This is a genomic window from Sphingopyxis terrae subsp. terrae NBRC 15098, assembly GCF_001610975.1.
Classification (GTDB): Bacteria; Pseudomonadota; Alphaproteobacteria; order Sphingomonadales; family Sphingomonadaceae; genus Sphingopyxis; species Sphingopyxis terrae_A.
The window spans coordinates 2,050,397-2,077,255 of the sequence record NZ_CP013342.1 but is presented as its reverse complement, the minus strand read 5'-3'; the positions used below and the strand labels follow the sequence as shown (position 1 = coordinate 2,077,255).

Genomic DNA, 26,859 nt, shown 5'->3' with positions numbered 1-26,859 from the left:
GGGGCCGGAAGCGCCGCGGGCGCGGGAGCAACCTATCACAGCCCATGCCCCCGGCAAGTCTTTGTAAACCATATGTCCCGCGGCGGGATTCAGGCCGCAGCGACGGTCTCGACGAACTGGCTCGCGCGCTGATGCAACGATCGTGCTGCGCGGGTCAGCCCCGACGACAATTCGCCGAGCGCAATCGCCTCCTGTCCGACCGCCGCGGCGCCGCGGCCGATCTGATGGACGCGCGTGTCGATCTCCTTCCCCGCGGCAACCGCCTGCTCGACATAGCTTGCGATCAGCAGGGTCGTCGCGCTCTGGCCGTCGACCGCCGTATCGACGGCATCCGAAAAGGCGTTGTTCGCCTCGATCGCGCGTTCGACCTCGGCAAAGCCTTCGGCAACCTGCCCGACGATTTCGCGAATATGGTCGATGAAGGGCGAAATGTCGCTTGCCGCGGCACGGGTCTGCGCCGCGAGATTCTTCACTTCCTGGGCAACGACAGCGAAGCCGCGCCCCGCCTCCCCCGCGCGCGCCGCCTCGATCCCGGCGTTGAGCGCCAGCATGTTGGTGCGGCTCGCCATGTCGATGATCAGGCACAGCATATGCTCGATCGACTGGCTCGCCTCGCGCAGCGCGGTCGCCCGCTCGCTCGCCGACCGGACGCGCGCATGGGCGTGACGCCGCACGTCGCGCGCCCGGGTGCCGTCGGCGACGATGCGCGCCATGCTGGCGGCGAGCCCCCGCCCCCGATCCCCAAGCTCCTGAAGCCCCGCGAGCGTCTGGGCGGTTGCGCCCGCGACCGACACCGCGTCGCGCCCCGTCTCGTCGGCACGCGTCCCCAGCCCCTGCGCCACCGCCTCTGCCTCACGCGCCATCTCGGCGAGCGTCGCGGTCAGCGCGCTGATATCCTGTTCGAAGCGGCGCCCGCTTGCTTCGACCGTCGCGGCGCGCGCGCTGCGTTCCTGCGCCACCTCGATCTCGCGCAGCATGGCCAATTTCGACAGTTGCGCCGAGTCGAGCGTTTCGACGAAGCAGCCGCGATCGACAAGCACGAGTTCCTGCGCCGCCGACTGCGCGGCGATCCTCAGCAGCGCGGCGGTGCTCTCGCCGACATCGGCGATCTGGCACGGATCGATGAGCGAGGCGATCGATCCCCCGATCGACGGGTTTTGCATCAGCGAAAACCAATAGGGACAAAAGAGCAATTCGCGCACGCGCTGTTCGCGGATGATTCCGACCGGATGGCCCGCGGCGTCGACGATCGTCAGGACGCGCAACTGCGGCTGCGCCCGGAAAATGTCGATCACCGCCGACAGATGCGCATCGTGAGCGATCGCCATCGAATGTCCGGTCGCGGGGGCCAATAGCGGATCGGGGGGCGTCATCTGTCTCTCTTGACTGCAAAGCGATGCAGGGCGACCTAGGCCAAGAGGGTTAATGCGAATTTAACTATTTGTTTCAGTGATATGACAGAAGCGCCGAAAGGCTGCACTTTTGGCCGCAAGCCGCTGGCCATTGCTGCGGCAATGTGCAACGCCGGACGCCGAGGAGAAGGACGATGCGGATATGGTTCGGGGCGATGCTGGCGCTGCCCCTGCTTGCGGGCTGTGTAAGCACCGTGAAATCGGTCGTCACCGCGCCGGTGAAGGCCGCAGGACAGGTCGTCGACTGGTCGACCACCAGCCAGGACGAGGCCGACCGCAACCGCGGCCGGGCGATGCGCGAACGCGAGGAGAGGCTGGGCAAGCTTTCGCGCCAGCGCGACAAGGCGGCTGAAAAATGCGAGCGCGGCGACCACGATCAATGCCGCCGCGCCGAAGTGCTGAACCATGAAATCGAAGCGGTGATGGCCGAACCGATGTAAGCCCGGCGCGACCTGGCCGCCTCCGTGGCAACAGCGAATAATCCCTACTTCCTTGCGCGCTATCGCGCATCGGCAATGTCGCCCGATCGGTCGCCCAGCAGATAGCGCGGGCCGGCGCCGCGCTGCGCCGCCTTGTCCCGGGCGTTATAAAGCCCGCATTTCTTCAGGCTCAGGCAACCGCAACCGATGCAGCCGTCCAGCAGGTCGCGCGTCCGTTCCAGCGCCGCGATCTGTGCGTCGATCCGCGCGCGCAGGCCGGTGCTGATCCGGCGCCAGTCGGCGGCATTGGGGGTACGTTCCGAAGGGAGGCGCGCCAGTTCCGCCGCGATCTCGTCGAGGCTGAGCCCCATCTGCTGCGCGATAAGGATAAACGACAGGCGCCGCGTGTCGGCGCGCAGAAAGCGTCTTTGCCGCCCGCCGTGCGCAGCGACGCGATCAGTCCCTTCGCTTCGTAGAAACGGATCGCCGACACCGCAACGCCGGTTCGTGCGGCAAGCTCGCCGATGGGCAGAAGGTCGGCACGGTGCACGAAAGCCCCTTCGCGAAATATGCTTGATCTAAAGCTTAGTTGAACTTTCATATCTGTCTGCGTCAACCCGAATCAGGAGTTTCAGCCCGTGACGCATCCCTTTATCGAACATGTGAATCTGACCGTCAGCGACCCCGAACGCAGCGCCGCGCTGATGGCGCGGATCTTCGGCTGGCACGAACGCTGGCGCGGGCCGGCGCGCGACGGCGGCATGTCGATCCACGTCGGATCGGATGAGGCCTATGTCGCATTCTACACCGGTCCCGACGGCCTTCATGCGAACGCGCATTTCGCGAAAGGCGAACCGCTCAACCATGTCGGCATCCAGGTCGACGATCTCGATGCGATCGAGGCGAAAGTGGTCGATGCCGGTTTGCGCCCTTTCAATCACGGCGTTTACGAACCCGGGCGCCGCTTCTATTTCTTCGACCTGGACGGCATCGAATATGAGGTGGTGAGCTACGCCGCGCGGCCCGCGCGCTAAAGCGCGCAACATCGGGGCGGCTCCGCGCGTTAGCATGACACAAGCAGAAAGGAGCCTCCCCGATGAGCAAGGACATCAAACAGCGTTTCTGGAAGGAAATGGCCGACAATCCCTATCTGATGGTCGCGCTCGACGCCGGTCACGCCCATGCGATCCCGATGACCGCGCAGCTCGACAAAGACAATGACGGCTATTTCCATTTTTTCCACGCCAAGAGTGGCCGTCTCGCCGCAGGCGGGCGCGCGATGGCGCAATATGTCGCCAAAGGCCATGACCTGTTCGCATGCGTCTCCGGCACGCTGACTCCGGTGACCGACCGTGCGACGATCGACAAATATTGGTCGAAGCCGGTCGAGGCCTGGTACGAAGGCGGCAAGGATGACCCGGACCTGCTGATGCTGCGCTTCGATCTCGACGATGCCGAAATCTGGACCGCAGAGGCCGGGATCAAGGGTCTGTTCCGCCTGATGACCGGATCGACGGTGAAGGAAGGCGAACTCGGCAGCCATGCCGAGGTGGCGCTTTAGGACGAAGAAGCCGCATCGCGCTCGCGGGCCTCGATCCCCATCTCGACCAGCGCATAGAGGACGCGGCGCGCGGCGGCGATGTCCTCGGCGCCGACCCGCGCCGCGAGCTTCGCGTCGATGGCATCGCGCGCCTGACCCTGGATCGTCGCCGCCTCGGCGCCGCGCTCGGTCAGGCGCACAGTCAGTCGGCGCCGGTCGGCGGGATCGGCCTGGCGCTCCAGATAGCCGCGCATGACGAGCGTATCGACAAGCTGCCCCGCCGCCTGCTTCGATATGCGCAGATCGCGGATCAGAGCCCCCAGCGGCACCTCCTCCGCCCCCAGCGCCAAACCGCCGATCACATAGAGCCCGTTTGCCGGGATGTCCTCAAATCCGGCGCGATCAAGCGCCCGGCGCATTGCTCCGCCATAGATGGTGCGCGCATGGCGCAGAAGGGCGGGCATAACGATCTCGCGGTGGCGGGCGGTGTCCGAATTGCTCATTCGGCGAATATTTCCCGCTTCGGCCATTTAGTCAATATAATTTACTATCATTAAAATGGACTAATTTCGCCATTGGCGAAGCTGAAGCCATCGGCGCGATCGCGCGCCAGCAAGGCGGGGCCGTCGAGGTCGACCCATCGCGCCCGCTGCGCGAGCAGATACGCCGGCGCGATCGCCAGGCTGGTCGACAGCATGCAGCCGACCATGATGCTCAGACCCGCCGCGTCGGCGGCATCGGCCAGCTTGAGTGCCTCGGTCAGCCCGCCCGCCTTGTCGAGCTTGATGTTCACGCCGTCGTAAAAGGCCCCGATGCGCGGCACATCCGCAGCGACATGACAGCTTTCATCGGCGATGAACGGCAGCGGGGCATAGATGCCGTCGAGCAGCACGTCGGTGCCGACCGGCACCGGTTGCTCGATCATTTCGACTCCGAGGTCGGCGAGCGCCTCGACCTCAGGAAGCAGGTCGAGCGCGCCCCAGCTCTCGTTCGCATCGACGATCAGGCGGGCGCCGGGCGCCGCCCCGCGCACCGCGGCAACGCGCGCGCGATCTTCGGCGTCGCCGGCCAGCTTGATCTTGAACAGGCGATAGCCCGCCATCACCGCTTCCTCGGTTCGCGCCGCCATCGTGCCAGGGCCGCCGAGCGAAATGGTGAAGGCGGTGACGCGCGGCGCCGGCGCTTCGCAGCCGGCGAGCTGCCACAGCGGGACGGCGCGCTGGCGCGCTTCGAGATCCCATAGCGCACAGTCGATCGCGTTGCGCGCCGCACCCGCCCCCATCAATTCCTGCACCGCTGCCCGCGCGGCCGCCGCGCCCAGTCCCGCGAGATGCGGCATGACGCGCAGCAGAGCGTCGCGGCAGCCGGCCGCATCTTCGCCCTGATAGTAGATCGGCGTTCCCTCGCCGCGCCCGGCGACGCCGTCTTCCTCGACTTCGGCGACGACGACATCGACATGGTCGCTTGCACCGCGGCTGATGACGAATTCGCCCGCGACGGGCCAACGCTCGACGCGTGCGCTTTTCAGTTGGATAGCCATGCAGGAAGACTAATGTGCGACGCGATGACGGGCAAATCCCTTTCCGAACGCATCGGCGATCTGGGCCATCGGCTTTCCGTCGAGGCGCACGCCGCGTGGCTCGCCGCGCGGGACCCGCGGACGCCACTGATCGCCAGGCTGCTGGCGGTCGCCGTCGCTGCCTATGCGCTGTCGCCGATCGATCTGATACCCGATTTCGTCCCTGTACTCGGCTGGCTCGACGATCTGCTGATCGTCCCAGCGGGTCTGTGGCTGGTCCGACAGATGATCCCCGATCCGCTGTGGAGCGAATTGCATGCAGCGGCGGAGCTTGCGAGCGAGCGCCCCTCGAGCCGCGCGGGCATGGCCTTCATCCTTCTGTTGTGGGCAGGGCTGCTCTACCTCGTCTATTGGGCGGTCCGGACCTCGCCTTGGCATTGACGGGCGGGATTCGAAGTCGGGAGGCGGCCGGCATGCGCATCCTCCGCGCCCTGCGATGCTTATGCCGCCCCGTTTCTTCGCTGCCATAGCTGGAGTAGGCTGGTCGTCATGGATGCCATCATGCTTGCCCTCGTCGCGGTATTGCTAGCCAACGCCGATGGCCGAACCGGACGTTTGCTGTCGCAGGTGATGGCGGCGCGCGGGGATCGCCGCGCCGTCGTCGCGATTGCCTTTGCCGCCTTTCTGGCCAATGCGACCATCGCGGCGGTCGCGGGGACGGCAGCAAACCGGGTGATCGGTCAGGGTATCGTAGCGCTGCTGCTCGCCTTCGCGTTGCTCGGTGCGGCGGTCGCGCTCGTCTGGCGGGGGCGCCTCGGCCCGGCGGTCCAGAGTCTGGAGGAAGCTCCGTTGCCCTCGCTCGCGGCACGGCTGTTTCTGGCTCAACTCGGCGACCGCAGCCATTTCCTGATCGGCGCGCTGGCGGCGACGAGTGGCGCCGGGCTGTGGGCGGCCGCGGGGGGGCTGATCGGCTGGACGCTCTCGCTGGTCCCGTTCCTCGCTTTTGGCGCCGCGCTCGCCGATCAGGCCGCGGCACGGATCGCCCGGTTGATGAGCGCCGCGATTCTCACGCTATGGGGCCTCAACGCCGCGATGCGCGCCTTCGGTCTCTGACAGAAAATCCGATTATGGTGCCCAGTAATCGATTTTATCGATCACAGCATCGAACAGGCTTCATGGGCAGCTTTGCCGCTACGGCACTATATTGGCCGGGAAGCAGAAAAAGGAGGCTTTCCCATGTCCAACAAGAATCAGCCTGCCGTTGCGGATGCGCTGAACGCGCTGCTCGCCGACAGTTTCGCGCTCTATCTGAAAACCAAAAATTATCACTGGCACGTCAAGGGCCCCAGTTTTCGCAGCCTGCACCTTCTGTTCGACGAGCAGGCGGCCCAGATCCTCGCGACGACCGACCTGATCGCCGAGCGTGTGCGCAAGAATGGCGCAGCGACGCTCCGCTCGATCGGCGACATCAGCCGTCACCAGTCGATCAAGGACGACGACGCAGCGAGCGTCGACGCCGAAACGATGGTGCGCAACCTTGCCGCCGACAACGAGACGCTGCTCGCCCAGCTCAAGGATGCCAAGACGGCGGCCGAAGCCGATGGCGACATTGCGACGAGCGGCCTGGTCGATGGCTGGGCGGACGAAACGCAGCAGCGTATCTGGTTCCTGAAGGCCACCCTCGCCTGAGGGGCTGCGCAGACCACCGGTAACGAAAAAGGGCGGCCCTTTGCGGGGCCGCCCTTCGTTCATCCGGTGGACGCCGAATCAGTCCTGCGTCGGCTGGAGGTTCACCGCGGCGAATTTGCCGCGATCATCCACCTCGATGTCGAAAGCGACGCGGTCGCCTTCTTCGAGGCCCGCCATGCCGGCGCGCTGCACCGCGCTGATGTGGACGAAGGCATCCGCCTGTCCGTCATCGCGCGCGATGAAACCGAAACCCTTGGTCGTGTTGAAGAATTTCACCGTGCCCGACGTGCGTTCGCCGGTCAGCTGACGCCGGCCGCGCGCACCGCCCGCAGCGGGACGATCCTCGCGCGGACGCGGGGCGAAGTCCTCGACAGGCATCGGTTCGCCTTCGATCTTGAGATCGATGGCCGACACCTTGCCGTTGCGTTCGACGAGCGTGAAACCGAGCGGCTGACCCGATGCGAGGCCCTGCAGTCCCGCCTGTTCGACCGCGCTGATGTGCACGAACACGTCTTCACCGCCATCGTCGCGCGCGATGAAGCCAAAGCCCTTCGAGGGGTTGAAGAATTTCACTTGGCCCTGGCCTTCGCCGACGACCTGTGCCGGCATGCCGCCGCGGGCACCGCCGCCGCCACCGCCAAAGCCGCCGCGACCGCCGCCGGCGAAGCCGCCGCGATCGCCACCGCCGAAACCACCACCACGATCGCCGCCGGCACGATCGCCGCCACCGAAGCCGCCGCGATCACCGAAACCACCGCGGTCGCCACCGCCAAAGCCGCCGCCGCCATAAGGTGCCGGTTCGAAACTGTCGAAATTGCCGAAGTCGTCGCGCTTGCCGCGTCCGCGATGGCCACGGCGATCCTTGTTGAAACTCATTGCTTAGTAGTCGCTTTCGGTCGTCCACACCCGATTGAACCGGCTCCTTGCGCCGGACGGGGACGCAGTTCACCATGGGCACAGACTCGCCCCGTGCCGCTAACGGCGCAATATATAACCTATATGAACGGCATCTGCGAACAGAAAATTCAAAGCCGCGATCGGCGGATTTCCAAGCTTTGCCGTAGCGCTGGCGCCGAGGGGCGGTACCGCGAAAACCAGTCATTGAGCGGCGCCGCCGCTTCGCCTAAGGCAAGTCGATGACCGTATATTTCCACGAAGAAGATCTGCCGGAAGGCGCGATCGGCCCCGGCCCCGTCGCGATCGACACCGAAACCATGGGACTCAACCCGCTGCGCGACCGGCTGTGCCTCGTCCAGATCAGCGACGGCAAGGGCGACGAGCATCTGGTGCGATTCGGCCCCGGCAGCCGCTATGACGCACCGGTCCTCAAGGCGATCCTCACTGATCCTGACCGGCTGAAACTGTTCCATTTCGCCCGTTTCGATATTGCCGCGATGCAGCAGGCGCTCGGCGTTGTCACCGCCCCCGTCTATTGCACCAAGATCGCGTCGAAGCTGGTGCGCACCTACACCGACCGCCACGGGCTCAAGGAACTGGTCCGCGAACTGCTGGGACAGGATGTATCGAAGCAGCAGCAGTCGAGCGACTGGGGCGCTGCCGAACTGAGCGAGGCGCAGCGCGACTATGCCGCGAGCGATGTCCGCTTTCTGCACGCAATGAAGGAGGTGCTCGACGCCCGCCTCGCGCGCGAGGGGCGCACCGAACTCGCACAATCCTGCTTCGATTTCCTCCCGACGCGCGCCGCGCTCGACCTCGCCGGATGGCCCGAGGTCGACATCTTCGCGCATAGCTGACGGGAAGCCGCCGCGGGTGTCCGAACGCGCCGAAATCGACCGCACGATGCGCCGCCTGTGGGCGGCCAGCGGGTCGCGCCACGACCGCGTGGTGCGCATTTTGCGCTACGGCCTGCCGCTCGTTATCGGCGTCGTTGCGGCGGTGCTCGTCTTTTCGCCCTTCACCCAGCGCAGCGAGGTCAGCTTCCTGCTCGCCAAGGACAAGGTCGAGGTGGCGAAGGAGCGGATGAAGGTCGTGCGTGCCGAATATCGCGGCCAGGACACCAAAGGCCAGCCCTTTGCGCTCATCGCAGAAAGCGCGGTGCAGAAAAGCTCGACCGAACCGATCGTGCGGATGAACGGACTGTCCGGGGCAATCAAGCTGGCCGACGGCCCGGCGACGATCGCCGCCGCGAACGGACAATATGACATGGACAGCGAAAAGGTGACCGTGCCGGGACTGGTACAAGTCAAGGGCGCCGACGGCTATCGCATCGATGCGAACAATGTCGCTATCGACCTCAAGAATCGCAGCCTCGTCGGTACCGGCGGCGTCAATGGCGCGTTGAACATCGGTAATTTTTCGGCCAACGAACTGACCGCCGACCTTGACCAGCGGATCGTCCGCCTGTCGGGGAACGCCCATCTTCGGATCAACCAGGGAGCGCTCAAATGAAGGGGCTTTGGACCGTGAAGAGCCTGACGCTGGCCGGCGCCAGCTTCGTGCTGACCAGCCTCGCGATTCTGGCAAGCGGACATGGCGGCGGCGCGGCCTATGCGCAGGCGCTGGCGAATCACAACAGCAACGCCCCCGTCGATTTCGACGCGGGCAGCATCGAGGTGCAGGATCGCGCCGACCGCGTCGTACTGGCGGGCGGCGTGCGAGTAACGCAGGCGGGGTTGACCGTGGTCGCACCGCGCATGACCGTCGCCTATACCCGCGCCGGCAACACCGACGTCAACCGGCTCGACGCGACGGGCGGCGTCACCGTCACCAAGGGCAATGAAACGGCAAAGGGCAATGTCGCGATCTACGATCTCGACCGGCGGCTGATCACGATGGTCGGCAATGTCCAGTTAACGCAGGGCGCGAACCGCCTGTCGGGCGGACGACTTGTAATCGACCTCAACAGCGGACGCGCGACGGTCGACGGTCGCGGCGCTGCCCGCGGCCCCGACGGCAATCCGGTCACCGACGGTTCGGGCGGCCGCGTCAAGGGCACCTTCAGCGTACCGCAAAGAAACCAGTAACGCTGTCCGTTAAGCGTCGCGCAAGCCGCGCGCGCAAGAATGGTTTCGGGGACCAGACCCATTGCGGTGCCGGGGGGCGGCCGTGCGATCAAGGCGTGCTCCGATGCGTTATGCCCCCCTGCTTCCTGTCCGCCGCCCGATGTTCGGACGGCGCCACGCGACGCCCGAAACCGAGCCGGTCCGTCCGACCCGCGAGGAGCGAAAACTCGCGGAAGCGGTGATGCATCATGTCGGACCGACGCGACCCCGATAAACGGCCAGTTGCCACTTCAGTCCCGGCCGTTGAGGCCGCGAACCCCGATCAATCGCCCTCGGCTTCGACCTTGGGCTTGCGCACTTCGCTGACCAGCAGCTTGTCGATCTTGCGGCCGTCCATATCGACGATCTCGAACCTCCAGCCGCGATCGGTGAAGGCCTCCCCTTCCTCGGGCAGATGCTTGAGGATCGCGAGCGCGTGGCCCGCGGCGGTCGCATAGTCGCGGTCGTCGTCGAGTTCGATCCCCAGCCGCTCGGCCATCTGGTCGGCGGGCATCGACCCGGCGATCAGCAGGCTGCCATCCTCGCGTTCGACGACGAAGGGTTCGCTGCCGATATCCTGATCGGACGCGAACTCACCCGCGATCGCCGACATCAGGTCGGCGGGCGTCACCAGTCCATCGAAATGGCCATATTCGTCGTGAACGAGCAGCATCGGCACTTCGGCAAGGCGCAGCGCCGCGAGCGCGTCCATCGCATCGATCTGGTCGTGGATGACCGCGGCGCGGCGCATCAGCCGCTCGAGGTCTATCGGGTCGCCACGGAACAGCGCCGCCGCGATGTCGCGCGCTTGCACGACTCCGACGATATCGTCGACCGACCCGCGCGCGACCGGCAGACGGCTGTGCGGCGTTTCGAGCAGCTTGTCGCGCACACCCTTCGCGTCGAGCGTGATGTCGATCCAGTCGACATCCTTGCGCGGCGTCATCACTTCGCGCACCGGCCGGTCGGCAAGCCGCACGACGCCCGAGATGATCGCGCGCTCGCTCTCCTCGATCACGCCCGATTTCGACGCCTCGGCGACGATCAGGTGCAGTTCCTCGGCGGTCACCTGATCGTCCGATTCGCGCTTGAGACCGAGCAGGCGGAACACCAGACCCGAACTGTTGTTGAGCAGCCAGACCAGCGGAGCCGCAATGCGCGCAAGCCAAAACATCATCGGCGCGACGAAGATCGCAATCCGTTCGGGTGCGCGCAGCGCGAATTGTTTGGGGACAAGCTCGCCCGCGATCAGCGAGGCATAAGTCGTAAGCGCGATGACGAGGGCGAACGCAACCGTGCGCGCGGTGTCGGCATCAAGGCCGGTCCATGCCTGCAACCGTTCGGCGACGGGCTGGCCCAGGCTGGCCCCCGAATAGGCGCCCGTCAGCACGCCGATCAGCGTGATGCCAACCTGCACCGTCGACAGGAAGCGGCCGGGGTCGGAGGCAAGCTGACGCGCGATCCGCGCTCCACTGCTGCCGCGCTTCTCAGCGGCCTGCAACCGCGGGTCGCGCGCCGAAACGATCGCGAGTTCGGACATGGCGAAAACGCCGTTGAGCAGGATAAGGATCAGGATGATCGCCACATCCGCCCAGGGAAAAGGGGTCATTGGGCGGTCGTACGGCGCTGGCGCGCCCGGCCCCTGTCAGCTTCGGTCATGCCGGTCCTATAGGCCAAAGCCGCGGTGCTGCACAATGGCGACGACATCGGCACGCTCAGCCAGCGTTCAGCATGAATGACGGAACGGAAAGCGCGATCATATGTTATCCTTGTGGTCGTGGCATCGCATGGACCGGCGATGCCCAAAAAAGGGAGCCAGAAATGAACAAGAGGACGATCAAGCTAGCGGCCGTCGCCAGCCTTGGCGCGCTCACGCTGACCGGTTGCGTCACCGACCCCGAAACGGGCAAGCAGCGCATCTCCAAGGCCGCGATCGGCGGCATCGGCGGCGCGCTCGGCGGCTATCTGCTCGGCGATCTCGTCGGCGGACGCAATGACCGGACCGAAAAGATCCTTGGCGCGGGCATCGGCGCCGTCGCCGGCGCGGGCGTCGGCTATTATATGGATCAGCAGGAAAAGAAGCTGCGCGAACGCACCGCGGGCACCGGCATCGATGTCGAACGCCAGGGCGACCAGCTCGTGCTCAACATGCCCGGCGACGTGACATTCGACCTCAACAGCGCGGTCGTGAAGTCGCAGTTCCGGGGCGCGCTCGACAGCGTCGCCTCGACCCTGTCGGAATATCCGAGCACCTATATCGACGTTTACGGCCACACCGATTCGCAGGGCAGCGAAACCTATAATCAGGGGCTGTCCGAACGGCGCGCGGCGTCGGTCGCCGACTATCTGGCAGGTCGCGGCGTCAACCGCGCGCGCATGGCGACGATGGGCTATGGCGAAACGCAGCTCAAATGCGCACCCGAACGCACGCAGGCCGACTATCAGTGCAACCGCCGCGTCGAAATCCGCATTGCGCCGGTGACGCAGGCGGACGTGGCCGCCGCACGATAAAGTCCATTCCCGTGGACGATGGAAAGGGCGTCGCCGGGAGGCGGCGCCCTTTACCGTGTCAGGCGAGGCTCGAGAAGCTCGCTTTCAGCCCGTCGATGACGAACTGCGCCGCGAGCGCCGCGAGCAGCACGCCGAGCAGGCGGGTGATGACGGCCTCGCCCTTGTTGCCGATCAAGCGCATGAACGGTCCGGCGAGCAGCAGCGCGGCGAGCGTCAGCAGAAGCACGAGCAGCAGTGCGCCGAAAATCACCAGCGCGCGGTCAAGCCCGCTGTTCTGCGACACCAGCAGCATCACCGACGCAATCGATCCCGGCCCCGCGAGCATCGGCATCGCCATCGGAAACACCGATACATCTTCGACCTCGGGCGTTGCCATCAGCTTTTCGGCGCGCTGTTCGCGGCGCTCGGTACGCTTTTCGAACACCATGTCGATCGCGATGATGAACAGCATGACCCCGCCCGCGATGCGGAAACTGTCGAGATCGATGTGCAGGAAACTGAGCAGCGCCTCGCCGAACATCGCGAAGAAGATCAGGATGAAACCGGCGATCAGTGTCGCGCGGATCGCCATCGACCGGCGCTGCGCCGCGCTGGCTCCCGTCGTCAGACTGGCGTAGATGGGCGCGCAGCCGGGCGGATCGATGACCACGAAAAGCGTCACGAAGGCCGAGATGAAAAGGTCGATCATGGCTGCTTCGGAGCCGCTATGCGGTCATCGATAACGGTCGTCATGTCATGCCCGTCCCACAGCCGCACGGTGATGCTGCGCGATCCGTCGGGGCGCACGACCGAAGTCCAGTTCAGAGTCTGGTCGCGCGACATGCCGACCATCATATCATCACCCTCCGCGGCGGCGGTCACCGTGGCGCCCGGCTTGCCGGTGCAGGTCGCCTGCTTCGATTCGATGAAGTCGGGCGCTGCGCGCGGGGTCGCAAGCGCATCGCCCGAATCGAGCAGCCAGCGCATGTCGCCCTTCATCGGATCGCGCGACCACACGGTGGTGAAGAATCCCTGCGCCGCACCCTTCTGCCATGCGCCCGTCGTCACGCCGCTGTTGCCGTCACAGCTTACGAACACCTTGTGCGGTTGCCAGCGCACCGCCTCGGCCGGATCCTTTTGCGTCTTCAGCCAGTCGCGGGCGTTGACCCGTTGCGGCACGAACATCACCGCTTCGGGCGCCGCGGTTTCGCGAAAGGCCGTCCATTGCCCCTTTTCCTGCGCCAGCCGCGCGAAGGCGATTTCCGCCGCGATAAAGCCGCTCGGATTCGCCGAAAGCGGGCGCTTGCGCGCCTCCGGCCCCTGCTGCGCGCAACCGACGAGCGCCGTCAGCACAAGCCCGGCAAGGAGTAGTCGGCGCATCAGAAACCCTCCGGATCGGCGAGGCCGGCGCGGCGGTGCGCGGCGACCAGCGTGTTGCGCAGCAGGCAGGCAATCGTCATCGGGCCGACGCCGCCGGGCACCGGGGTGATTGCGCCCGCCACCGTCGCCGCGCTGGCGTAATCAACGTCACCGACGAGCCGCCCCTTGGTCGCGCCCGCTTCGGGCGGCAGGCGATTGATGCCGACGTCGATGACTGCCGCGCCGGGCTTGATCCAGTCGCCCTTGACCATTTCGGGCCGGCCGACCGCCGCCACGACGATATCGGCGCGGCGGACCAGATCGGGCAGATCGCGGGTGCGGCTGTGCGCCATGGTCACGGTGCAATTGGCGCCGAGCAGCAGCGCCGCCATCGGCTTGCCGACCAGAATCGAGCGGCCGATCACCACCGCATCCTTGCCGCCAAGATCGCCGAGCACATCCTGCAACAGCAACAGACAGCCAAAGGGTGTGCAAGGCACCATGCCTGGGATGCCGAGCGCGAGCCGTCCGGCACTGACCGGGGTCAGCCCGTCGACGTCCTTTTCGGGATCGATCGTCGCCACCGCGCGCTGCTCGTCGAGATGACCGGGCAGCGGAAGCTGGAGCAAGATGCCATCGACCGCGGGATCGGCGTTGAGCGACGCGAGCAGCGCCTCGACCTCGTCCTGGCTCGCGGTTGCGGGCAGGCGATATTCGAAACTCGCCATCCCGGCGGCGACCGTCGCCTTGCCCTTGGAGCCGACATAGACGGCGCTCGCCGGATCGTCGCCGACGAGCACGACCGCCAGCCCCGGCACGCGGCCGGTCGCGGCTTCGAACGCCGGGACGGCGCCGGCAATGCGCGCGCGCAAACCCGCCGCGAAAGCCTTTCCGTCGATGATGCGCGCCTCGGTCGCGACGGACATCAGGCCATTCCGCTCGAATAGGCGAGGCGCGCGAGATAGCCCAGCACCGGCCCCTGAATGATGATGATCAGGATCAGGACGAGCATCGGCGTCAGGTCGAGCCCGCCAAAATCGGGCATGATGCGCCGGAACGGCCGGTAGAGCGGCTCGGTGATGCGGTCGAGCATCATCCACAGCTGCGCCACGAAGTCATTGTGGGTGTTGATGACGTTGAAGGCGATCAGCCACGACATCACCGCCTGCGCGATGATGAACCACCACAGGACCGTCAGGATGATGTCGACGATCTGGATGAGCATGAGAAGCAAGGCGGGTCTCCGTAAAGGGGGGTCTTGCAGGCCCTCTTAGCGGTGAATGAGCGTGCCTGCACCCCTTGCGGTGAAAATTTCGAGCAGCATCGCGTGCGGCACCCGGCCGTCGAGGATAACCGCGGCATCGACCCCCGCATCGACCGCCGCGACGCAGGTTTCAACCTTCGGAATCATGCCGCCGGTGATCGTCCCGTCGGCCTTCAGCCCGTCGATCGCCGGACGGTCGAGATCGGTCAGCAGAGCACCCGACTTGTCGAGCACGCCGGCCACGTCGGTCAGCAGGAAAAAACGCCGCGCGCCGAGCGCGCCGGCGATCGCCCCGGCCATGGTGTCGGCGTTGATATTATAGGTCGCGCCATCGGCGCCGAGCGCGACGGGAGCAACGATCGGAATAAAATTGTCGGCCGACAACCGCTGCAGGATCGTCGGGTCGACCGCGACGGGTTCGCCCACGAAGCCGAGGTCGACGTGGCGTTCGATCCCCGAATTGGGATCGGGCTCGGTACGGTGGACCTTTTCGGCCAGCACCAGATTGGCGTCCTTGCCCGACAGACCGATCGCGCGGCCGCCAAGCCCGGCAATCCATCCGACGATTTCCTTGTTGATCTTGCCCGCCAGGACCATTTCGGCGACCTCCGCGGTCGCGGCGTCGGTGACGCGCAGCCCGCCGACGAACTGCGATTCGATGCCGAGTTGCTTGAGCATCGCGCCGATCTGCGGCCCGCCGCCATGGACGACGACAGGGTTGATCCCCACCGCCTTCAGCAGCACCACATCCTCGGCAAAATCGCGCTGCGCCTCGGGATCGCCCATCGCGTGGCCGCCATATTTGATGACGAAGGTTTCGCCCGCATAGCGCTGAAGATAGGGCAGCGCCTCGACGAGCGTTTCGGCCTTGGTCAGCAGATCGGGCATGGTCGTGGGATCGGTCATCGTCATCATTCCGCGGTCTTCGCGTCGAGGCTGCGGCCGAGCGCGACGAGGCCGGTGATCACCGCCGGAATGACGACGATCGACAGCGCGACCTTCGCCAGCATCTGTCCCGCCATCAGATTGGCGATCGGAAAAACGCCGTAAAAGGCGATGGTGACGAACAGCAGCGTGTCAACGATCTGGCTGAGCGCGCTGGCGACTGCGCCGCGGATCGCGAGCCAGGTCGACCCCGTCCCCGCGCCTTCACGGCCGCGCAGTTTGGAAAAGATGGTCACGTTCAGAAACTGCGACGTGCCATAGGCGACGATACCCGCTGCCATCAGGCGCGGCGTTTGTCCCAATATCATTTCGAACGATGCCAGCCGGGCCGGGTCCATCTCGGGCGCGGCGGGGACGAAATAGACGAGCGAGGTCAGCATGATCGACAGGATCAGCGGCACGAAACCCCACAGCACCAGCCGGTTCGCGGTCGCCTGCCCGTGCAGTTCGGACACGGTGCTCGAGAGCGCGACGAGGATCAGGAACGGGAAAATCCCGGCCTCAACCGCAAGACCGGCGCCCAGCGCGACCTGCTTGTTCCCGAGCACGCCGGCGAGCACGACCATGCCGCCATAGATGATCGTGAACAGGAAAAGCGAAGGGGTGATCGTGCGCGGCAGCGCGGTCGAGGTCGGTTCGGTCATCGGCGCCCGATAGTCGCTTTTGCGACGCGTGGAAAGATGCCGGTCAATCGGCGGGATTATACTTGGCGAGGAAGGATTCGATCGATTGCAGCAACATCAGGCGATCGGCCTCGCGCGTGAAATAATGATCGGCGAGCGGCAGCGAGACGAAGTCCACCGTCCTCCCCGCCTTGGTCATTGCCGCATACATGCGCGCTGACTGGCTGTGATCGACTGTCACATCCTTCTTGCCGTGGATCAGCAGCAGCGGCGTCTTGATCCGGTCGATGGCGTTGATCGGCGACACCGCCGCGAAGTCGGGGGTCATGCGCTTCCACTGCGTCCGGTACAGATTGGCGCGCAGCGTGCCGCCGAAATCATTGACCTCGCGCCGCAGATTGGCGACCCCGGCGATCGAGATCGCGCAGCGATACTGGTCAGGATCCTTGGCGATCCCCCACATCGCTGCATAGCCGCCATAAGAGGCGCCGACGATGCACACGCGCTTGGGGTCGGCGATCTTTTCGGTGACCGCCCAGCGCACGCCGTCGGTCACATCATCTTGCATCGCAAAGCCGAGCTGCCCCTCGCCGGCCTTTTCGAACTCGGCGCCATAGCCGGTCGAGCCGCGGAAATTGGGCTGCAATACCGCATAGCCGCGTTCGGCGAGGAACTGCGCCCAATAATCGTAGGTCAGCTCATCCTGGCCCCACGGTCCGCCGTGCGGCAGCACGATGAACGGCAGGTTGGTTGCCGCTCGGCCCCGCGGCATCGTCAGCACGCCCTCGATCTCCAGCCCGTCGCGCGCCTTGTACCGGACGAGCTTCGCGCGCGAGAGGCGCTTCGCTCCGATCCGTTCGTTCATTGCCGCAAGACGCGACAAATCGCCGGTCGTCGAATCATAATAATAGAGCAGCCCCGGATTGTCGGGGGTGCTGATCCGCACCAGCATTTTCTTCAGGTCGCGGCTATAGCTGTCGATCCGTACACGCGCCGCGCGGGCCGTCGCGTCCAGCGTATCCTGATGCGCTGCCATCGCCGGGTCGAGCCAGCGCACCGGTTTCAAGTCGTCGGCGACGTGAACGCCGAGCAGCCTCGATCCGTCGGGCGCGCGAATGGCGCCCAATATGTCGCCCGCGTCGGGCGCAACGACCGTGCGGACTTCGGCACCGGTAGCAAGATTGACCTCGGCAATCGCGGTCTTGCCATCGTCCCGGTCCTTGTACACCAATCCGTTGTCGGTGCCGTCGACGAAGAGGATCGGCACCGTCAGCCGCTCGTCATCGCGTAGCGAAGCGCGCTCGATCGACCGGAAAGCCCCTTCTCCGGCGCTACGATAGAGCAGCGTGGCCCGGGTCGTATCGTCGCGATAGCCGATGCCGTAGCGCACCCGGCCGAGATGGTCGGCGCCCCAGTCCATAACCCCGGTGCGCGACCGCAGTTCGGTCTTCTTGCGCCCCGTCTTCACATCGATGCGGTATACAGCCGGCCAGAAATCGGCGTTGTCATATATCGAGTCCTGACCCGCGACCAGAATTTCGCTACTGCCGTCTTTGGGCAGCCAGACGACATCGGACGCATTTTGGCCCTTGAGATCCCATAACAGCCGCGTGATCTTGCCCGAGGCCCGGTCGATGGCGATGATGCGGGTGACGTACCAATTGTCGGCCTCCACCGGCATCAACGCCCGCAGGCCGACGAGCAGATGTTCGTCGTTGACCCAGGTCAGCCAATCGATTTCGGTCTGGTCGGGAACCGCAATAATGACCGATTTGCTCTGATCGCCCAGCACGGGAAGGATGCCGATCCGCTGTTCCCCACGGACCGCGAACAGGCCCGCCATATGCGTTCCGTCAGGCGATAATTCGGTATTTTCCGCAAAGGGAAGCTGCGCAAAGGCGGCCGTGGGCAATGGCGGAGCGGGGGTCGATGCGGTCGTGGCGGGCGCCTGCGCCGCCGCGGGCACGGCCGCCTGCACCAGCGCGCAAATCGCCAAAATTACATGTCCCGCAACGCCAGTCCGCATCATATTCCCCCTGTTTCAGCGCTGCCTATCAAGCCGTCACGGAGCCGCCAAGCAGGATCGCTGCCGTTATGGATGACTGCAATGCTCCGCCGCCCCCCTTGCCCGATCCGCAAAGCCCGCTAGACAGGCGCAATAAACTTGCGGGGGACGCAAAACACTTATGGGACATCTTATCGGCCTGCTCGGAATCGTTGCATTGCTTGCGATTGCCGTGCTGTTTTCATCGAACCGTCGCTGGATTCGCCTGCGCGTCGTCGTGCCGGCCTTTCTGTTGCAGGCCGGGTTCGCGCTGCTGGTGATCGGTACGCCGTGGGGCCGCGCGATCATTCAGGCGATGTCGACCGGCGTCGCCAATCTTCTGGGTTATGCCAAGGCGGGAACCGACTTCATTTTCGGCCCGCTCGCCGGACCCGAAATGGGCGGCCACAGCTTTGCGATCGCCGCGCTGCCGGTGATCATCTTCTTCGCCTCGCTTATCTCGATCCTCTATTATCTCGGCATCATGCAATTCGTGATCAAATGGGTCGGCGGGGCGATCCAGAAGATTACGGGAATCACCAAGGTCGAAAGCCTGGGCGCCGCGGCGAATATCTTCGTCGGTCAGAGCGAGAGCCCGCTCGTCATCCGTCCCTATCTCGCCGGTCTTACCCCGTCGCAGCTCTTTACGGTGATGACGGTCGGCATGGCCGGGGTCGCGGGGACCATCCTCGGCGCCTATGCCAGCATGATCGGCGAACAGCTGCTGCCCTATCTGCTCGCCGCCAGCTTCATGTCGGCGCCGGGCGGCATCCTGATGGCCAAGATCATGATGCCCGACGACCCCAAGGATTTGGGTATCGAACCCGTCATCATGCCAGAGGCAAGCCATGACGAGGAAAAGCCGGCGAACATCATCATGGCAGCGGCGCAGGGCGCGCAAACCGGCGTCAAGCTGGCGGTCGCGGTCGGCGCGATGGTGCTGGCCTTCGTCGCGCTCGTCGCGCTCGCCAACGGGCTGCTCGCCGGGATCGGCGGCTGGTTCGGCTATCCCGATCTGTCGTTCCAGGCGGTCATCGGCGCGATCTTCCGCCCGGTGATGTGGCTGATGGGCGTGCCGTGGGACGAAAGCGCCGCGGTCGGCGGCCTGTTCGGTACCAAGGTCGTGCTCAACGAATTCGTCGCCTTCATCGACCTTGGTAAAATCCAGGGGGGGATGTCGATGGTGTCGGTTGCGATCGCCACCTTTGCGCTGTGCGGTTTCGCCAATTTCAGCTCGATCGCGATCCAGATGGCCGTGACCGGCGGTCTCGCCCCCAATCAGCGGCCGATGATCGCCCGGCTGGGGCTGAAGGCGCTGCTTGCGGGCAGCCTGTCGAACCTGATGTCGGCGGCGCTCGCCGGCCTTATGCTCAGTTTCACCGCGCCGGTCGCCACACCGCCGCCGGCTGCCGCGCCGGTTGCGGCGGCGCCGCTTCCCGGTGCGCCGCCCGCTGCCGCCGATACCGCTGCCCCCGCCGCGGCCAAGGCACCTTGACGCGCGGGCAGCGCCGGGCCGCGCAAGGCCCGGTCAGCACGGGATAATTTGCAAGTCCCCCTGTTGTGGCGTAGTTTCGGTCCCGGAAAAACGAATCCCGGGGTCGCGTTCGCCAAACAGGGAGGTTGTTGATGAAATCCATCCATCGCTGGTCGCTCTTCGCTGCTGCCGCCGCAGCGCTCGGCGGGGGTTTCCTTGCCGCGTCGCAGGCGCAATCGCCCGAGGACAGGATGATGCGTCCGACCGAGGCGACCATCTATCGCGACGCCGCCTACAAGGGGCCGGCGGTGTTCATTGGCGAAGCGAAGCCCGATCTGGGCCTGTCGTGGCCGGTCAATTCGATCCGCGTGACCAGCGGTCGCTGGGAACTGTGCGAGAAGACGCGCTATCGCGGCAATTGCCGGACGGTCGAACGCGACACCCCGATATTGGGCAATATCCTGCGCGGCATCAAGATCCAGTCTATCCGCCCCGTCGGATCGGGCGGCGGCTGGAATCCCGGCCCGGTCGCCAACGATCAGGTTGCGCGCGGCAATTTCGCCGAATTCCATACCCAGCCCGCCACCGCAAATTATCGCATTCTCGCGTGCCAGAGCGGATCGGCGACTGCCGCCTGCGCGGCGCGGACTGCCGACACATGGTGCCGCTCGATCGGCTGGAACGGATCGGCCCGCGAACATATGGAGACGGTTTCGGGCCGCATATATCTGGCCGACGTGCTGTGCGTCCGTTCGGGCTATTGAGGGGAATGGAGATGATCCGAATCGCGAAGCTGGCCGCCGCGGGCGCGGCCATTCTTGTCGTTGCGGGCTGTGCCTCCTACCCGCAAAACACCGGCACGCTTTACGAATGCAATCGCGGCACGCGGTTGCAGGTCGATTATGTCGCCAACGGCGCAATCGTCCGCGTCGACGGCCGCCGCAGCATGGTGCTCAAGGCCGCGCCGACCAACATGGGGCAGGCCTATGAAAACAAGAGCGGCGCGCGGCTGTACCGCAGCGGCAATGAGGTGACGTGGAACACCGCCGCGCGCACCGCGCCCGAGAGCTGCCGCCCCGTCAATCGGCCGATGTAGGCGGGGCGCCTCTCCCCCGTTACAGCGTCATTTGCGCAAGCGCCGCCCGGACCTCGCGCGCGAAAAGGGCGGGCTGCTCCCACGCCGCGAAATGGCCGCCGCGGTCGACCTCGTTCCAATAGACGATGTTGCGATAGCGCTTTTCGGCCCAGCGGCGCGACAGGCGCATGATCTCGTTCGGAAACAGGCTGCCGCCGGTCGGCACCTCGATCTCCCCTGCCGCGAAACTGCGGAAACTGTGCCAATAGAGCCGTGCCGACGACGCGGCGCTGGCGGTGAACCAATAGAGGCTGACGGTGTCGAGCATCGTGTCCTTCGACAGCGCGCGTTCGGGATGGCCGCCGATCGACTGGCCGCCCGGCTGATGCCCGCAATCGGTCCAGCCGTGGAATTTCTCGACGATCCAGCACATCTGCCCGACGGGTGAATCGGTAAGCGCATAGCCGATGGTCTGCGGCCGCGTTGCCTGCTGCGTCGAATAGCCACTGTCCTTTGCCTGATACCAGCCGAAACGCGCGAGATAGAGTTTTTCGGCGTCGGTCAGATCGGCCATCAGCGCCGGGTCGGGCTGGCCGACGATCATGTTGACATGGATGCCCGCGCAATGGTCGCCATGGTTCGTCCCGATGGCGCAGGTAACCGCACTGCCCCAGTCGCCGCCCTGCGCGAAATAGCGATCGTAACCGAGCGCGCGCATCAGCGCGTCCCAACCCGCAGCTATATGTTCGACGCTCCATTTCGCGGCCGCGGGCTTGCCCGAAAAGCCGTAGCCCGGCAGCGACGGGATCACGAGATGATAGTCGGCCGACAGCGGCGCGATCACGTCGAGAAATTCGAGCACCGACCCCGGCCAGCCGTGCGTCAGCACCAGCGGCCGCGCCGCCGGATTGTCCGAGCGGATATGAAGGAAATGGATGTCAAGGCCATCGACCGTGGCCAGAAAATTGGGCAGCGCGTTGAGCCGCGCCTCGACCGTGCGCCAGTCATAATCGTCGCGCCAATAGGCCGCGAGTTCCTGCGCATAGGCGAGCGGGACGCCCTGGTCCCAATCGTCGACGGTCTCCTTTTCGGGCCAGCGCGTGCGCGCCAGCCGGTCCTTCAGATCATCGATCGCTGCCTGCGGAACCTCGGCGCGGAACGCGCGGATATTTTCGACCTTCATTCGGCCTCTCCCCCACCTGACTGCTTCGGCTTTGTGTCAGGGCCGCGCCGGCGCCTTGCAACCGCGCTGCAACCCGACGCCCTTCAGGAAGCCGCGACGCACCGTGCCAGCATAGACCGCCTCTGCATAGCGCCGACGTTCGGCGTTGGCACCCGTGACCTCGCCGATCAGGCTACGAAAGGGAATGATCGACCCGGCGACGCTGCCCGCGACGCGGCCGACGGTTTCCTCGCGCTTTTTCGCTGCGCTCTTGTCGGCAGGTTCGTTGACGTCGGGGCCGAGCACGTCGTTCAGTTCGCTGACCTCGCGGATGATCGCGGAACATTTGCGCAAGCCCGCGAGTGAATAGGGATTGTGCTGGATCGCTTTCAGCTTGTCGGGCACTTCCTTACCGTCGAAGGGCTCGGTCACGCTGTTCGCGGTCGATTTCAGCGTCGAATCCTCGGGCGCGCCTTCCTGCGCCTGCACCGCACCATTGACCGATAGCGCGGCGATTATCGCCAGCGGCAGCCATGCTCTCCGCATCATCCCTGTCCTCCTGTTATCCGCAGGCGCCCGCACCGGCGCCAGCGGGATAACGAACGAGGACCGATTCGGCTCCCGCCGGGTCAGCGCGTGGGAACGGGCGCCTCGCCGGTCCAGTCGTAGAAGCCGCGTCCGGCCTTTTTGCCGACCCAGCCCGCCTCGACATATTGGACGAGCAGCGGCGCAGGACGGAATTTGGGATCGCCGGTGCCGCTGTGCAGCACGCGGATAATTTCAAGGCAGGTATCGAGCCCGATGAAATCGGCAAGGGTGATCGGCCCCATCGGGTGATTGAGGCCGAGCCGGCATCCGGTGTCGATGTCCTGCATCGTCGCCACCCCTTCGCCGAGCGCGAACACCGCTTCGTTGATCAGCGGCATCAGCACGCGGTTGACGATGAAGCCGGGCGCGTCGTTGGCATGGACGATTTCCTTGCCGAGTCCGCGGCCGAAGGCTTCGACGCTGGCAAGCGTCGTGTTGCTGGTCGCAAGGCCGCGGATCAGTTCGATCAGGCCCATGACCGGTACAGGGTTGAAGAAATGGACGCCGATGAAGCGCGCCGGATCGGGGGCCGCCTGCGCCAGTCGGGTGATCGGAATCGAGCTGGTGTTAGAGGCGAGGATCGCGCTGTCCGAAAGATGCGCGCCGACGCTGGCGAAGATCGCGCGCTTGATCTCCTCGCGCTCGGTCGCGGCCTCGATCACCAGCGCAGCCGGGGCGAAGGCGGCGTGGTCGGCGACGGGGGTGATCCGGCCGAGCAGCGCGTCGGCATCGCCCTGCGTTATCTTGTCCTTGGCGACCAGCCGCCCGAGTGCCTTGCCGATCCCGGCCTTGCCGGCTTCGGCGCGGGCGATGTCGATGTCCGACAGCAGCACATCGTGGCCGGCGCCTGCCGATACCTGCGCGATCCCCGCGCCCATTTGCCCTGCCCCGATAACGCCGACGATCATTATATGCCCTTTCGCTGGAAATCGCAGCTCTGCCCCTAGGGACTGGGCAAGCGTCGTCAAGGCCGAGAGTCGGGAGCGCGCGTCAGGGCGCGGAGCGCACCTCGGTCGCTTCGGCGAGGATCAGTGCGAAGGCGGGATCGACATCGTCCCACGCCGCGATCGGCGTCCAGCCTCCGGCGCGGAGGAGCAGGCTGGCGTCGCGCGGCCCATATTTATGGCTGTTCTCGCTGTGGATCGTTTCGCCCTTCGCCATCGTATAAGGACGGCCATCGACCATGAATTCGAGGTCGCACGCCGCCACCAGATGCATTTCTATACGCGCATGAACATCGTTCCAGCAGGCGCGGTGGTCGAAATTGGCAACGGGGATCGTGCCGTCCAGTTCGCGGTTGATCCGTTCGAGCAGGTTGAGGTTGAACGCCGCGGTGACACCGGCCGAATCGTCATAAGCGCGTTCGAGGGTGCCGATCTCCTTGATCCGGTCGACCCCGATCAGCATCAGTGCGCCGTCGCCGAGCGCGCTGCGCCAATGGCGGAGCAGATCGATCGCGCTGCGCGCCACCATGTTGCCGATCGTCGAGCCCGGAAAGAAGCCGAGTTTGGCAAGGCCGCAAATCTCGCGCGGGAGCGCCACCGGCTGGGTGAAGTCGGCCTCGACCGGATAGACCGGAAGATCGGGAAAGCGTGCCGAGAGGGCGGCCGCGCTATCGCGCAGGAAATCGCCCGAAATATCCACAGGCACATAGGCGCCGGGGGCAATGGCATCGAGCAGCAGCGGCGTCTTCGTCGAGCTGCCCGATCCCAGTTCGACCACCGCGCGGCCCGGCCCGATCGCCGCCGCCAGTTCGCCCGCATGGCGGGTGAGCAGCGCCACCTCGCTGCGCGTCGGATAATATTCGGGCAGCCCGGTGATATCCTCGAACAACGCCGATCCGGTCGCGTCGTAGAACCAGCGCGCCGGAATCGCCTTTTGCGCCTGCGACAATCCCGCATGAACGTCGGCGCGAAAGGCGATATCGACGCCGCTGTCATCGGCATCGACCTGCCGCAATTGGCGAACAACGCCCATGATCACAAATCCTTGGCAAGGCGCAGGCCGGTGAACTGCCAGCGCTGGTGGGGGTAGAAGAAATTGCGGTAGGAGGCGCGAACATGGCCGCGCGGGGTCGCACAGCTGCCACCGCGCAGCACGAACTGGCCGCTCATGAACTTGCCGTTATACTCGCCGACCGCGCCCGGCGCGGCGCGAAAACCGGGATAGGGGCGATAGGCGCTGCCGGTCCATTCCCAGACCCCGCCGAACATCCCCGCAAGCGCAGCGCCGTCCGATGCGGAGCCGTCCGCCGCCGCCGGATGCACCGGGCCGGCGGCATCGAGCTGCTGCCCCGCGCGCGGATCATATCCCGCCGCCGCCGCTTCCCATTCAAATTCGGTCGGCAGCCGCGCGCCCGCCCAACTGGCGAAGGCGTCGGCTTCGAAAAAACTGATGTGCGTCACGGGAGCGGCGGGGTCGATCCCCTGCCATCCGGCAAGGGTGAACTGGCGATCACCATCCCAATAAGCGGGGGCGTCGACGCCTTCGGCCTGGACCCATGTCCAGCCGTCGCTGAGCCACAGCGACGGGGTGCGATAGCCGCCGTCGGCGATGAAGTCGCGCCACTCGCCGTTCGTTACCGGTCGATTGGCGAGCGCATGCGGCGCAAGAAGCGCCGAAAAGCGGGGAAGTTCACAGTCGAACGCGAAACCCTCGCCCTCATGCCCCACGGTAACGATCCCCTCGGTACCCGCGATCCAGCGCAGCGGCGCCGCCGCGGCAGACGATGTCGAAGAATCGGCCGAAAACTGCGCAACTTCATTCGCAATTGCACTGTCGGAGGCGTCCCAAACGGCGGGCCCGAGCGGGTTCTGCGCGAACAGATGCTTGATGTCGGTGAGCAGCAATTCCTGATGCTGCTGTTCATGATGGATGCCAAGCTCGACGAGCGCGCGCGCGGCCGGCGACAGCGTCGGCAGCGCCCTCACGACCGCCGTATCGACATGCGCGCGCCAATCGCGCACCGCATCGAGCGACGGCCGCGTCAGCAGGCCGCGGCGCGGACGCGCGTGGCGCGGCCCCTCTGCCTCATAATAGCTGTTGAACAGATAGGCGAAGCGGTCATCGAACAGCGAACAGCCGGGGCAATGATCGCGCAGGACGAAGGTTTCGAAAAACCAGCTCGTATGCGCCAGATGCCATTTGGCGGGCGATGCGTCGGGCATCGACTGCACGCTGGCGTCGGCGTCGGACAGGCGCGCGACAAGGTCGAGCGAGAGCTGCCGCGTCGCAGTGAAGCGCCGGGTCAGGTCGTCCGCCGAAGGAGCGGTCGTGGGCGAAGCATCGGTTCGGCTGGCCATGGTTTGACAATCCCCCGAAGAGCGATTCGGTTTCGTCGCCTGCCCCAATATGGTTACAGGACGGAGAATTGTCCAGAACAAAAGAAGAACAATAAGGCGATCGGTCCTAGCGCGTCGCGCCGGGCTTCCACAGGATGTCCCCCCCCGCCGCGGCGTTGAGGTGGCGCGTCGCGACGAAAAGATGGTCGGACAGGCGGTTGAGATAGGCAAGCGCCAGCGGGTTGAGCGGCCGCGTCGCCGCCGCGGCGACCGCCGCCCGTTCGGCGCGGCGCGCGATCGCGCGCGCGAGGTGGAGGCGTGCCGCGGCTTCGGTGCCGCCGGGCAGGATGAAGCTGGACAGCGGCGCGAGCCTGTCGTTCATCGCGTCGATCTCCGCCTCCAGCCGCGCGATCTGGCTCGCGACGATGCGCAGCGCCATTTGGTGCGGGCCGAAGCCATGCTGCGGATCGGCAGGCGTCGCGAGATCGGCGCCAAGGTCGAACAATTCGTTCTGAATGCGCGCGAACATCGCCGCTGCCTCGCCGCCCGCAGGCAGCGCCGTGACCGCGATGCCGAGGGCGCTGTTCGCCTCGTCGACATCGCCAATCGCTTCCATCAGCGCGTCGGACTTGGCGATGCGCGACCCGTCGACGAGGCCCGTCGTGCCGTCATCGCCGGTGCGCGTATAGATTTTGTTGAGCTTGACCATAAGCGAGGGGCTGCGGGCGGACGCGCCGCGATCAGCTACCCGCGGCGAGAAGGCCGATGAGCACGATCAGGATGATCGTCACCGCCTGCCACTTCACGCGCGCCATCATCATCCGGTTCTGCATGAGCTGATTTTCATGCTCATTGCCCTCCATCGCGGCGCGGTGACCCTGCGCGAAATAGAAGAGCCCGCGCGCGAGCGCGAAGAGGACGAGGCCGGCCGACGCAACGACCGCAAGGATGAGAAGCACCTGCATGTCTTCTA

Annotated in this window: 33 protein-coding genes and 1 pseudogene; 14 read left to right on the top strand and 20 right to left on the bottom strand. The window is 65.7% G+C overall.

Going from position 1 to position 26,859, the window contains the following annotated elements:
* Positions 1-89: 89 nt before the first annotated feature.
* Positions 90-1,373 carry a methyl-accepting chemotaxis protein gene (locus AOA14_RS10065; protein ID WP_062901692.1) on the bottom strand — a complete coding sequence of 428 codons (1,284 nt, stop codon included), beginning with the start codon at positions 1,371-1,373 and terminating at the stop codon, positions 90-92.
* A gap of 173 nt (positions 1,374-1,546) precedes the next feature.
* Between AOA14_RS10065 and AOA14_RS10060 the strand changes: the two genes are divergently transcribed.
* Positions 1,547-1,852 carry a hypothetical protein gene (locus tag AOA14_RS10060; protein ID WP_062901691.1) on the top strand — a complete coding sequence of 102 codons (306 nt, stop codon included), beginning with the start codon at positions 1,547-1,549 and terminating at the stop codon, positions 1,850-1,852.
* A 59-nt stretch (positions 1,853-1,911) separates the two neighbouring features.
* Here the strand turns inward: AOA14_RS10060 and soxR are convergent.
* Positions 1,912-2,381 (bottom strand): annotated as a pseudogene (soxR, locus tag AOA14_RS10055) (redox-sensitive transcriptional activator SoxR).
* An 88-nt stretch (positions 2,382-2,469) separates the two neighbouring features.
* On the opposite strand from soxR, the gene AOA14_RS10050 reads away from it, so the two are divergent.
* Both AOA14_RS10050 and AOA14_RS10045 read left to right on the top strand, forming a co-directional pair.
* The gene (locus tag AOA14_RS10050; RefSeq protein ID WP_062901690.1) at positions 2,470-2,865 is read left to right on the top strand and encodes a VOC family protein; all 396 of its coding nucleotides are present in this window, start codon (positions 2,470-2,472) and stop codon (positions 2,863-2,865) included.
* 62 nt (positions 2,866-2,927) lie between these two features.
* Positions 2,928-3,392 carry a pyridoxamine 5'-phosphate oxidase family protein gene (locus AOA14_RS10045; RefSeq protein ID WP_062901689.1) on the top strand — a complete coding sequence of 155 codons (465 nt, stop codon included), beginning with the start codon at positions 2,928-2,930 and terminating at the stop codon, positions 3,390-3,392.
* Here the strand turns inward: AOA14_RS10045 and AOA14_RS10040 are convergent.
* Positions 3,389-3,874, bottom strand: coding sequence for a MarR family winged helix-turn-helix transcriptional regulator (locus AOA14_RS10040; RefSeq protein WP_062901688.1), 486 nt, complete (start codon positions 3,872-3,874; stop codon positions 3,389-3,391). The two genes, AOA14_RS10045 and AOA14_RS10040, sit on opposite strands and share 4 nt — an antisense overlap.
* Positions 3,875-3,924: 50 nt before the next feature.
* On the bottom strand, positions 3,925-4,911 hold the full coding sequence (locus AOA14_RS10035; RefSeq protein WP_062901687.1) for a dipeptide epimerase: 987 nt from the start codon (positions 4,909-4,911) through the stop codon (positions 3,925-3,927).
* Between the two features lie 24 nt (positions 4,912-4,935).
* Between AOA14_RS10035 and AOA14_RS10030 the strand changes: the two genes are divergently transcribed.
* The 3 genes from AOA14_RS10030 (at position 4,936) to AOA14_RS10020 (ending at position 6,579) form a co-directional block, all read left to right on the top strand.
* Positions 4,936-5,331 carry a YkvA family protein gene (locus tag AOA14_RS10030; RefSeq protein ID WP_062903106.1) on the top strand — a complete coding sequence of 132 codons (396 nt, stop codon included), beginning with the start codon at positions 4,936-4,938 and terminating at the stop codon, positions 5,329-5,331.
* A 108-nt stretch (positions 5,332-5,439) separates the two neighbouring features.
* Positions 5,440-6,003 (top strand): hypothetical protein, encoded by a 564-nt coding sequence (locus tag AOA14_RS10025; RefSeq protein WP_062901686.1) that lies wholly within the window; start codon positions 5,440-5,442, stop codon positions 6,001-6,003.
* A gap of 123 nt (positions 6,004-6,126) precedes the next feature.
* Positions 6,127-6,579, top strand: coding sequence for a Dps family protein (locus tag AOA14_RS10020; protein ID WP_062901685.1), 453 nt, complete (start codon positions 6,127-6,129; stop codon positions 6,577-6,579).
* Between the two features lie 78 nt (positions 6,580-6,657).
* On the opposite strand, the gene AOA14_RS20270 is transcribed toward AOA14_RS10020, so the two are convergent.
* Entirely contained in the window at positions 6,658-7,455 is a 798-nt protein-coding gene (locus AOA14_RS20270) for a cold-shock protein (RefSeq protein ID WP_062901684.1), read from the bottom strand.
* Between the two features lie 260 nt (positions 7,456-7,715).
* Between AOA14_RS20270 and AOA14_RS10010 the strand changes: the two genes are divergently transcribed.
* The 4 genes from AOA14_RS10010 (at position 7,716) to AOA14_RS19750 (ending at position 9,816) form a co-directional block, all read left to right on the top strand.
* On the top strand, positions 7,716-8,333 hold the full coding sequence (locus tag AOA14_RS10010; RefSeq protein WP_003041249.1) for a ribonuclease D: 618 nt from the start codon (positions 7,716-7,718) through the stop codon (positions 8,331-8,333).
* Between the two features lie 16 nt (positions 8,334-8,349).
* Complete coding sequence (locus tag AOA14_RS10005; RefSeq protein ID WP_062901683.1) at positions 8,350-8,988, top strand: hypothetical protein; 639 nt, start codon at positions 8,350-8,352, stop codon at positions 8,986-8,988.
* Entirely contained in the window at positions 8,985-9,563 is a 579-nt protein-coding gene (locus tag AOA14_RS10000) for an LptA/OstA family protein (protein ID WP_062901682.1), read from the top strand. Before AOA14_RS10005 ends, AOA14_RS10000 begins: the two co-directional genes overlap by 4 nt.
* A 103-nt stretch (positions 9,564-9,666) precedes the next feature.
* On the top strand, positions 9,667-9,816 hold the full coding sequence (locus tag AOA14_RS19750) for a hypothetical protein (protein WP_156000971.1): 150 nt from the start codon (positions 9,667-9,669) through the stop codon (positions 9,814-9,816).
* Positions 9,817-9,864: 48 nt separating this feature from the next.
* Here AOA14_RS19750 and AOA14_RS09995 read toward each other — a convergent pair whose 3' ends face one another.
* Positions 9,865-11,190 carry a hemolysin family protein gene (locus AOA14_RS09995; protein ID WP_062901681.1) on the bottom strand — a complete coding sequence of 442 codons (1,326 nt, stop codon included), beginning with the start codon at positions 11,188-11,190 and terminating at the stop codon, positions 9,865-9,867.
* A gap of 212 nt (positions 11,191-11,402) precedes the next feature.
* Here AOA14_RS09995 and AOA14_RS09990 point away from each other — a divergent pair, with 212 nt between their 5' ends.
* Entirely contained in the window at positions 11,403-12,092 is a 690-nt protein-coding gene (locus AOA14_RS09990; RefSeq protein WP_062901680.1) for a YiaD family glycine zipper/OmpA-like lipoprotein, read from the top strand.
* Between the two features lie 58 nt (positions 12,093-12,150).
* Here the strand turns inward: AOA14_RS09990 and AOA14_RS09985 are convergent, their stop codons facing one another.
* Genes AOA14_RS09985 through AOA14_RS09955 form a run of 7 tightly spaced genes read right to left on the bottom strand, consistent with a single transcriptional unit; the run spans position 12,151 to position 18,291 of the window.
* Positions 12,151-12,780, bottom strand: coding sequence for a MarC family protein (locus tag AOA14_RS09985; RefSeq protein WP_003041264.1), 630 nt, complete (start codon positions 12,778-12,780; stop codon positions 12,151-12,153).
* A complete protein-coding gene (locus AOA14_RS09980; protein ID WP_062901679.1) occupies positions 12,777-13,451 on the bottom strand; it encodes a hypothetical protein in 675 nt (224 codons plus the stop codon). Before AOA14_RS09980 ends, AOA14_RS09985 begins: the two co-directional genes overlap by 4 nt.
* A complete protein-coding gene (gene folD / locus AOA14_RS09975; protein ID WP_062901678.1) occupies positions 13,451-14,356 on the bottom strand; it encodes a bifunctional methylenetetrahydrofolate dehydrogenase/methenyltetrahydrofolate cyclohydrolase FolD in 906 nt (301 codons plus the stop codon). Before folD ends, AOA14_RS09980 begins: the two co-directional genes overlap by 1 nt.
* Positions 14,356-14,655 carry a YggT family protein gene (locus AOA14_RS09970; protein WP_003041270.1) on the bottom strand — a complete coding sequence of 100 codons (300 nt, stop codon included), beginning with the start codon at positions 14,653-14,655 and terminating at the stop codon, positions 14,356-14,358. Before AOA14_RS09970 ends, folD begins: the two co-directional genes overlap by 1 nt.
* Before the next feature lie 45 nt (positions 14,656-14,700).
* Positions 14,701-15,609 carry an acetylglutamate kinase gene (gene argB / locus AOA14_RS09965; protein WP_186402864.1) on the bottom strand — a complete coding sequence of 303 codons (909 nt, stop codon included), beginning with the start codon at positions 15,607-15,609 and terminating at the stop codon, positions 14,701-14,703.
* Positions 15,606-16,283, bottom strand: coding sequence for a queuosine precursor transporter (locus AOA14_RS09960; protein WP_003041276.1), 678 nt, complete (start codon positions 16,281-16,283; stop codon positions 15,606-15,608). Before AOA14_RS09960 ends, argB begins: the two co-directional genes overlap by 4 nt.
* A gap of 43 nt (positions 16,284-16,326) precedes the next feature.
* Positions 16,327-18,291: an alpha/beta hydrolase family protein gene (locus tag AOA14_RS09955; protein ID WP_082819890.1), complete on the bottom strand. Its 1,965-nt coding sequence runs from the start codon at positions 18,289-18,291 to the stop codon at positions 16,327-16,329.
* 157 nt (positions 18,292-18,448) lie between these two features.
* Here AOA14_RS09955 and AOA14_RS09950 point away from each other — a divergent pair, with 157 nt between their 5' ends.
* From AOA14_RS09950 to AOA14_RS09940, 3 genes are all read left to right on the top strand, one after another.
* Entirely contained in the window at positions 18,449-19,801 is a 1,353-nt protein-coding gene (locus AOA14_RS09950; RefSeq protein ID WP_062901676.1) for a NupC/NupG family nucleoside CNT transporter, read from the top strand.
* A 131-nt stretch (positions 19,802-19,932) separates the two neighbouring features.
* Positions 19,933-20,544 (top strand): beta/gamma crystallin-related protein, encoded by a 612-nt coding sequence (locus AOA14_RS09945; RefSeq protein ID WP_062901675.1) that lies wholly within the window; start codon positions 19,933-19,935, stop codon positions 20,542-20,544.
* A gap of 11 nt (positions 20,545-20,555) precedes the next feature.
* Positions 20,556-20,876 carry an MliC family protein gene (locus tag AOA14_RS09940; RefSeq protein WP_186402860.1) on the top strand — a complete coding sequence of 107 codons (321 nt, stop codon included), beginning with the start codon at positions 20,556-20,558 and terminating at the stop codon, positions 20,874-20,876.
* A 19-nt stretch (positions 20,877-20,895) separates the two neighbouring features.
* On the opposite strand, the gene AOA14_RS09935 is transcribed toward AOA14_RS09940, so the two are convergent.
* The 7 genes from AOA14_RS09935 to AOA14_RS09905 all read right to left on the bottom strand — a co-directional run bounded on the left by AOA14_RS09935 (position 20,896) and on the right by AOA14_RS09905 (position 26,851).
* Positions 20,896-22,038, bottom strand: a complete 1,143-nt coding sequence (locus AOA14_RS09935; protein ID WP_062901673.1) for an epoxide hydrolase family protein — start codon at positions 22,036-22,038, stop codon at positions 20,896-20,898.
* Positions 22,039-22,074: 36 nt separating this feature from the next.
* Positions 22,075-22,566: a hypothetical protein gene (locus AOA14_RS09930; RefSeq protein WP_062901672.1), complete on the bottom strand. Its 492-nt coding sequence runs from the start codon at positions 22,564-22,566 to the stop codon at positions 22,075-22,077.
* Between the two features lie 80 nt (positions 22,567-22,646).
* Complete coding sequence (locus tag AOA14_RS09925; RefSeq protein WP_062901671.1) at positions 22,647-23,513, bottom strand: 3-hydroxyacyl-CoA dehydrogenase NAD-binding domain-containing protein; 867 nt, start codon at positions 23,511-23,513, stop codon at positions 22,647-22,649.
* Between the two features lie 82 nt (positions 23,514-23,595).
* Positions 23,596-24,582, bottom strand: coding sequence for an L-histidine N(alpha)-methyltransferase (egtD, locus tag AOA14_RS09920; RefSeq protein WP_062901670.1), 987 nt, complete (start codon positions 24,580-24,582; stop codon positions 23,596-23,598).
* A 2-nt stretch (positions 24,583-24,584) separates the two neighbouring features.
* Entirely contained in the window at positions 24,585-25,907 is a 1,323-nt protein-coding gene (gene egtB / locus AOA14_RS09915) for an ergothioneine biosynthesis protein EgtB (RefSeq protein WP_062901669.1), read from the bottom strand.
* Positions 25,908-26,013: 106 nt separating this feature from the next.
* The gene (locus tag AOA14_RS09910) at positions 26,014-26,595 is read right to left on the bottom strand and encodes a cob(I)yrinic acid a,c-diamide adenosyltransferase (protein ID WP_062901668.1); all 582 of its coding nucleotides are present in this window, start codon (positions 26,593-26,595) and stop codon (positions 26,014-26,016) included.
* Between the two features lie 31 nt (positions 26,596-26,626).
* A complete protein-coding gene (locus AOA14_RS09905; protein ID WP_003041307.1) occupies positions 26,627-26,851 on the bottom strand; it encodes an HIG1 domain-containing protein in 225 nt (74 codons plus the stop codon).
* Positions 26,852-26,859: the final 8 nt, after the last annotated feature.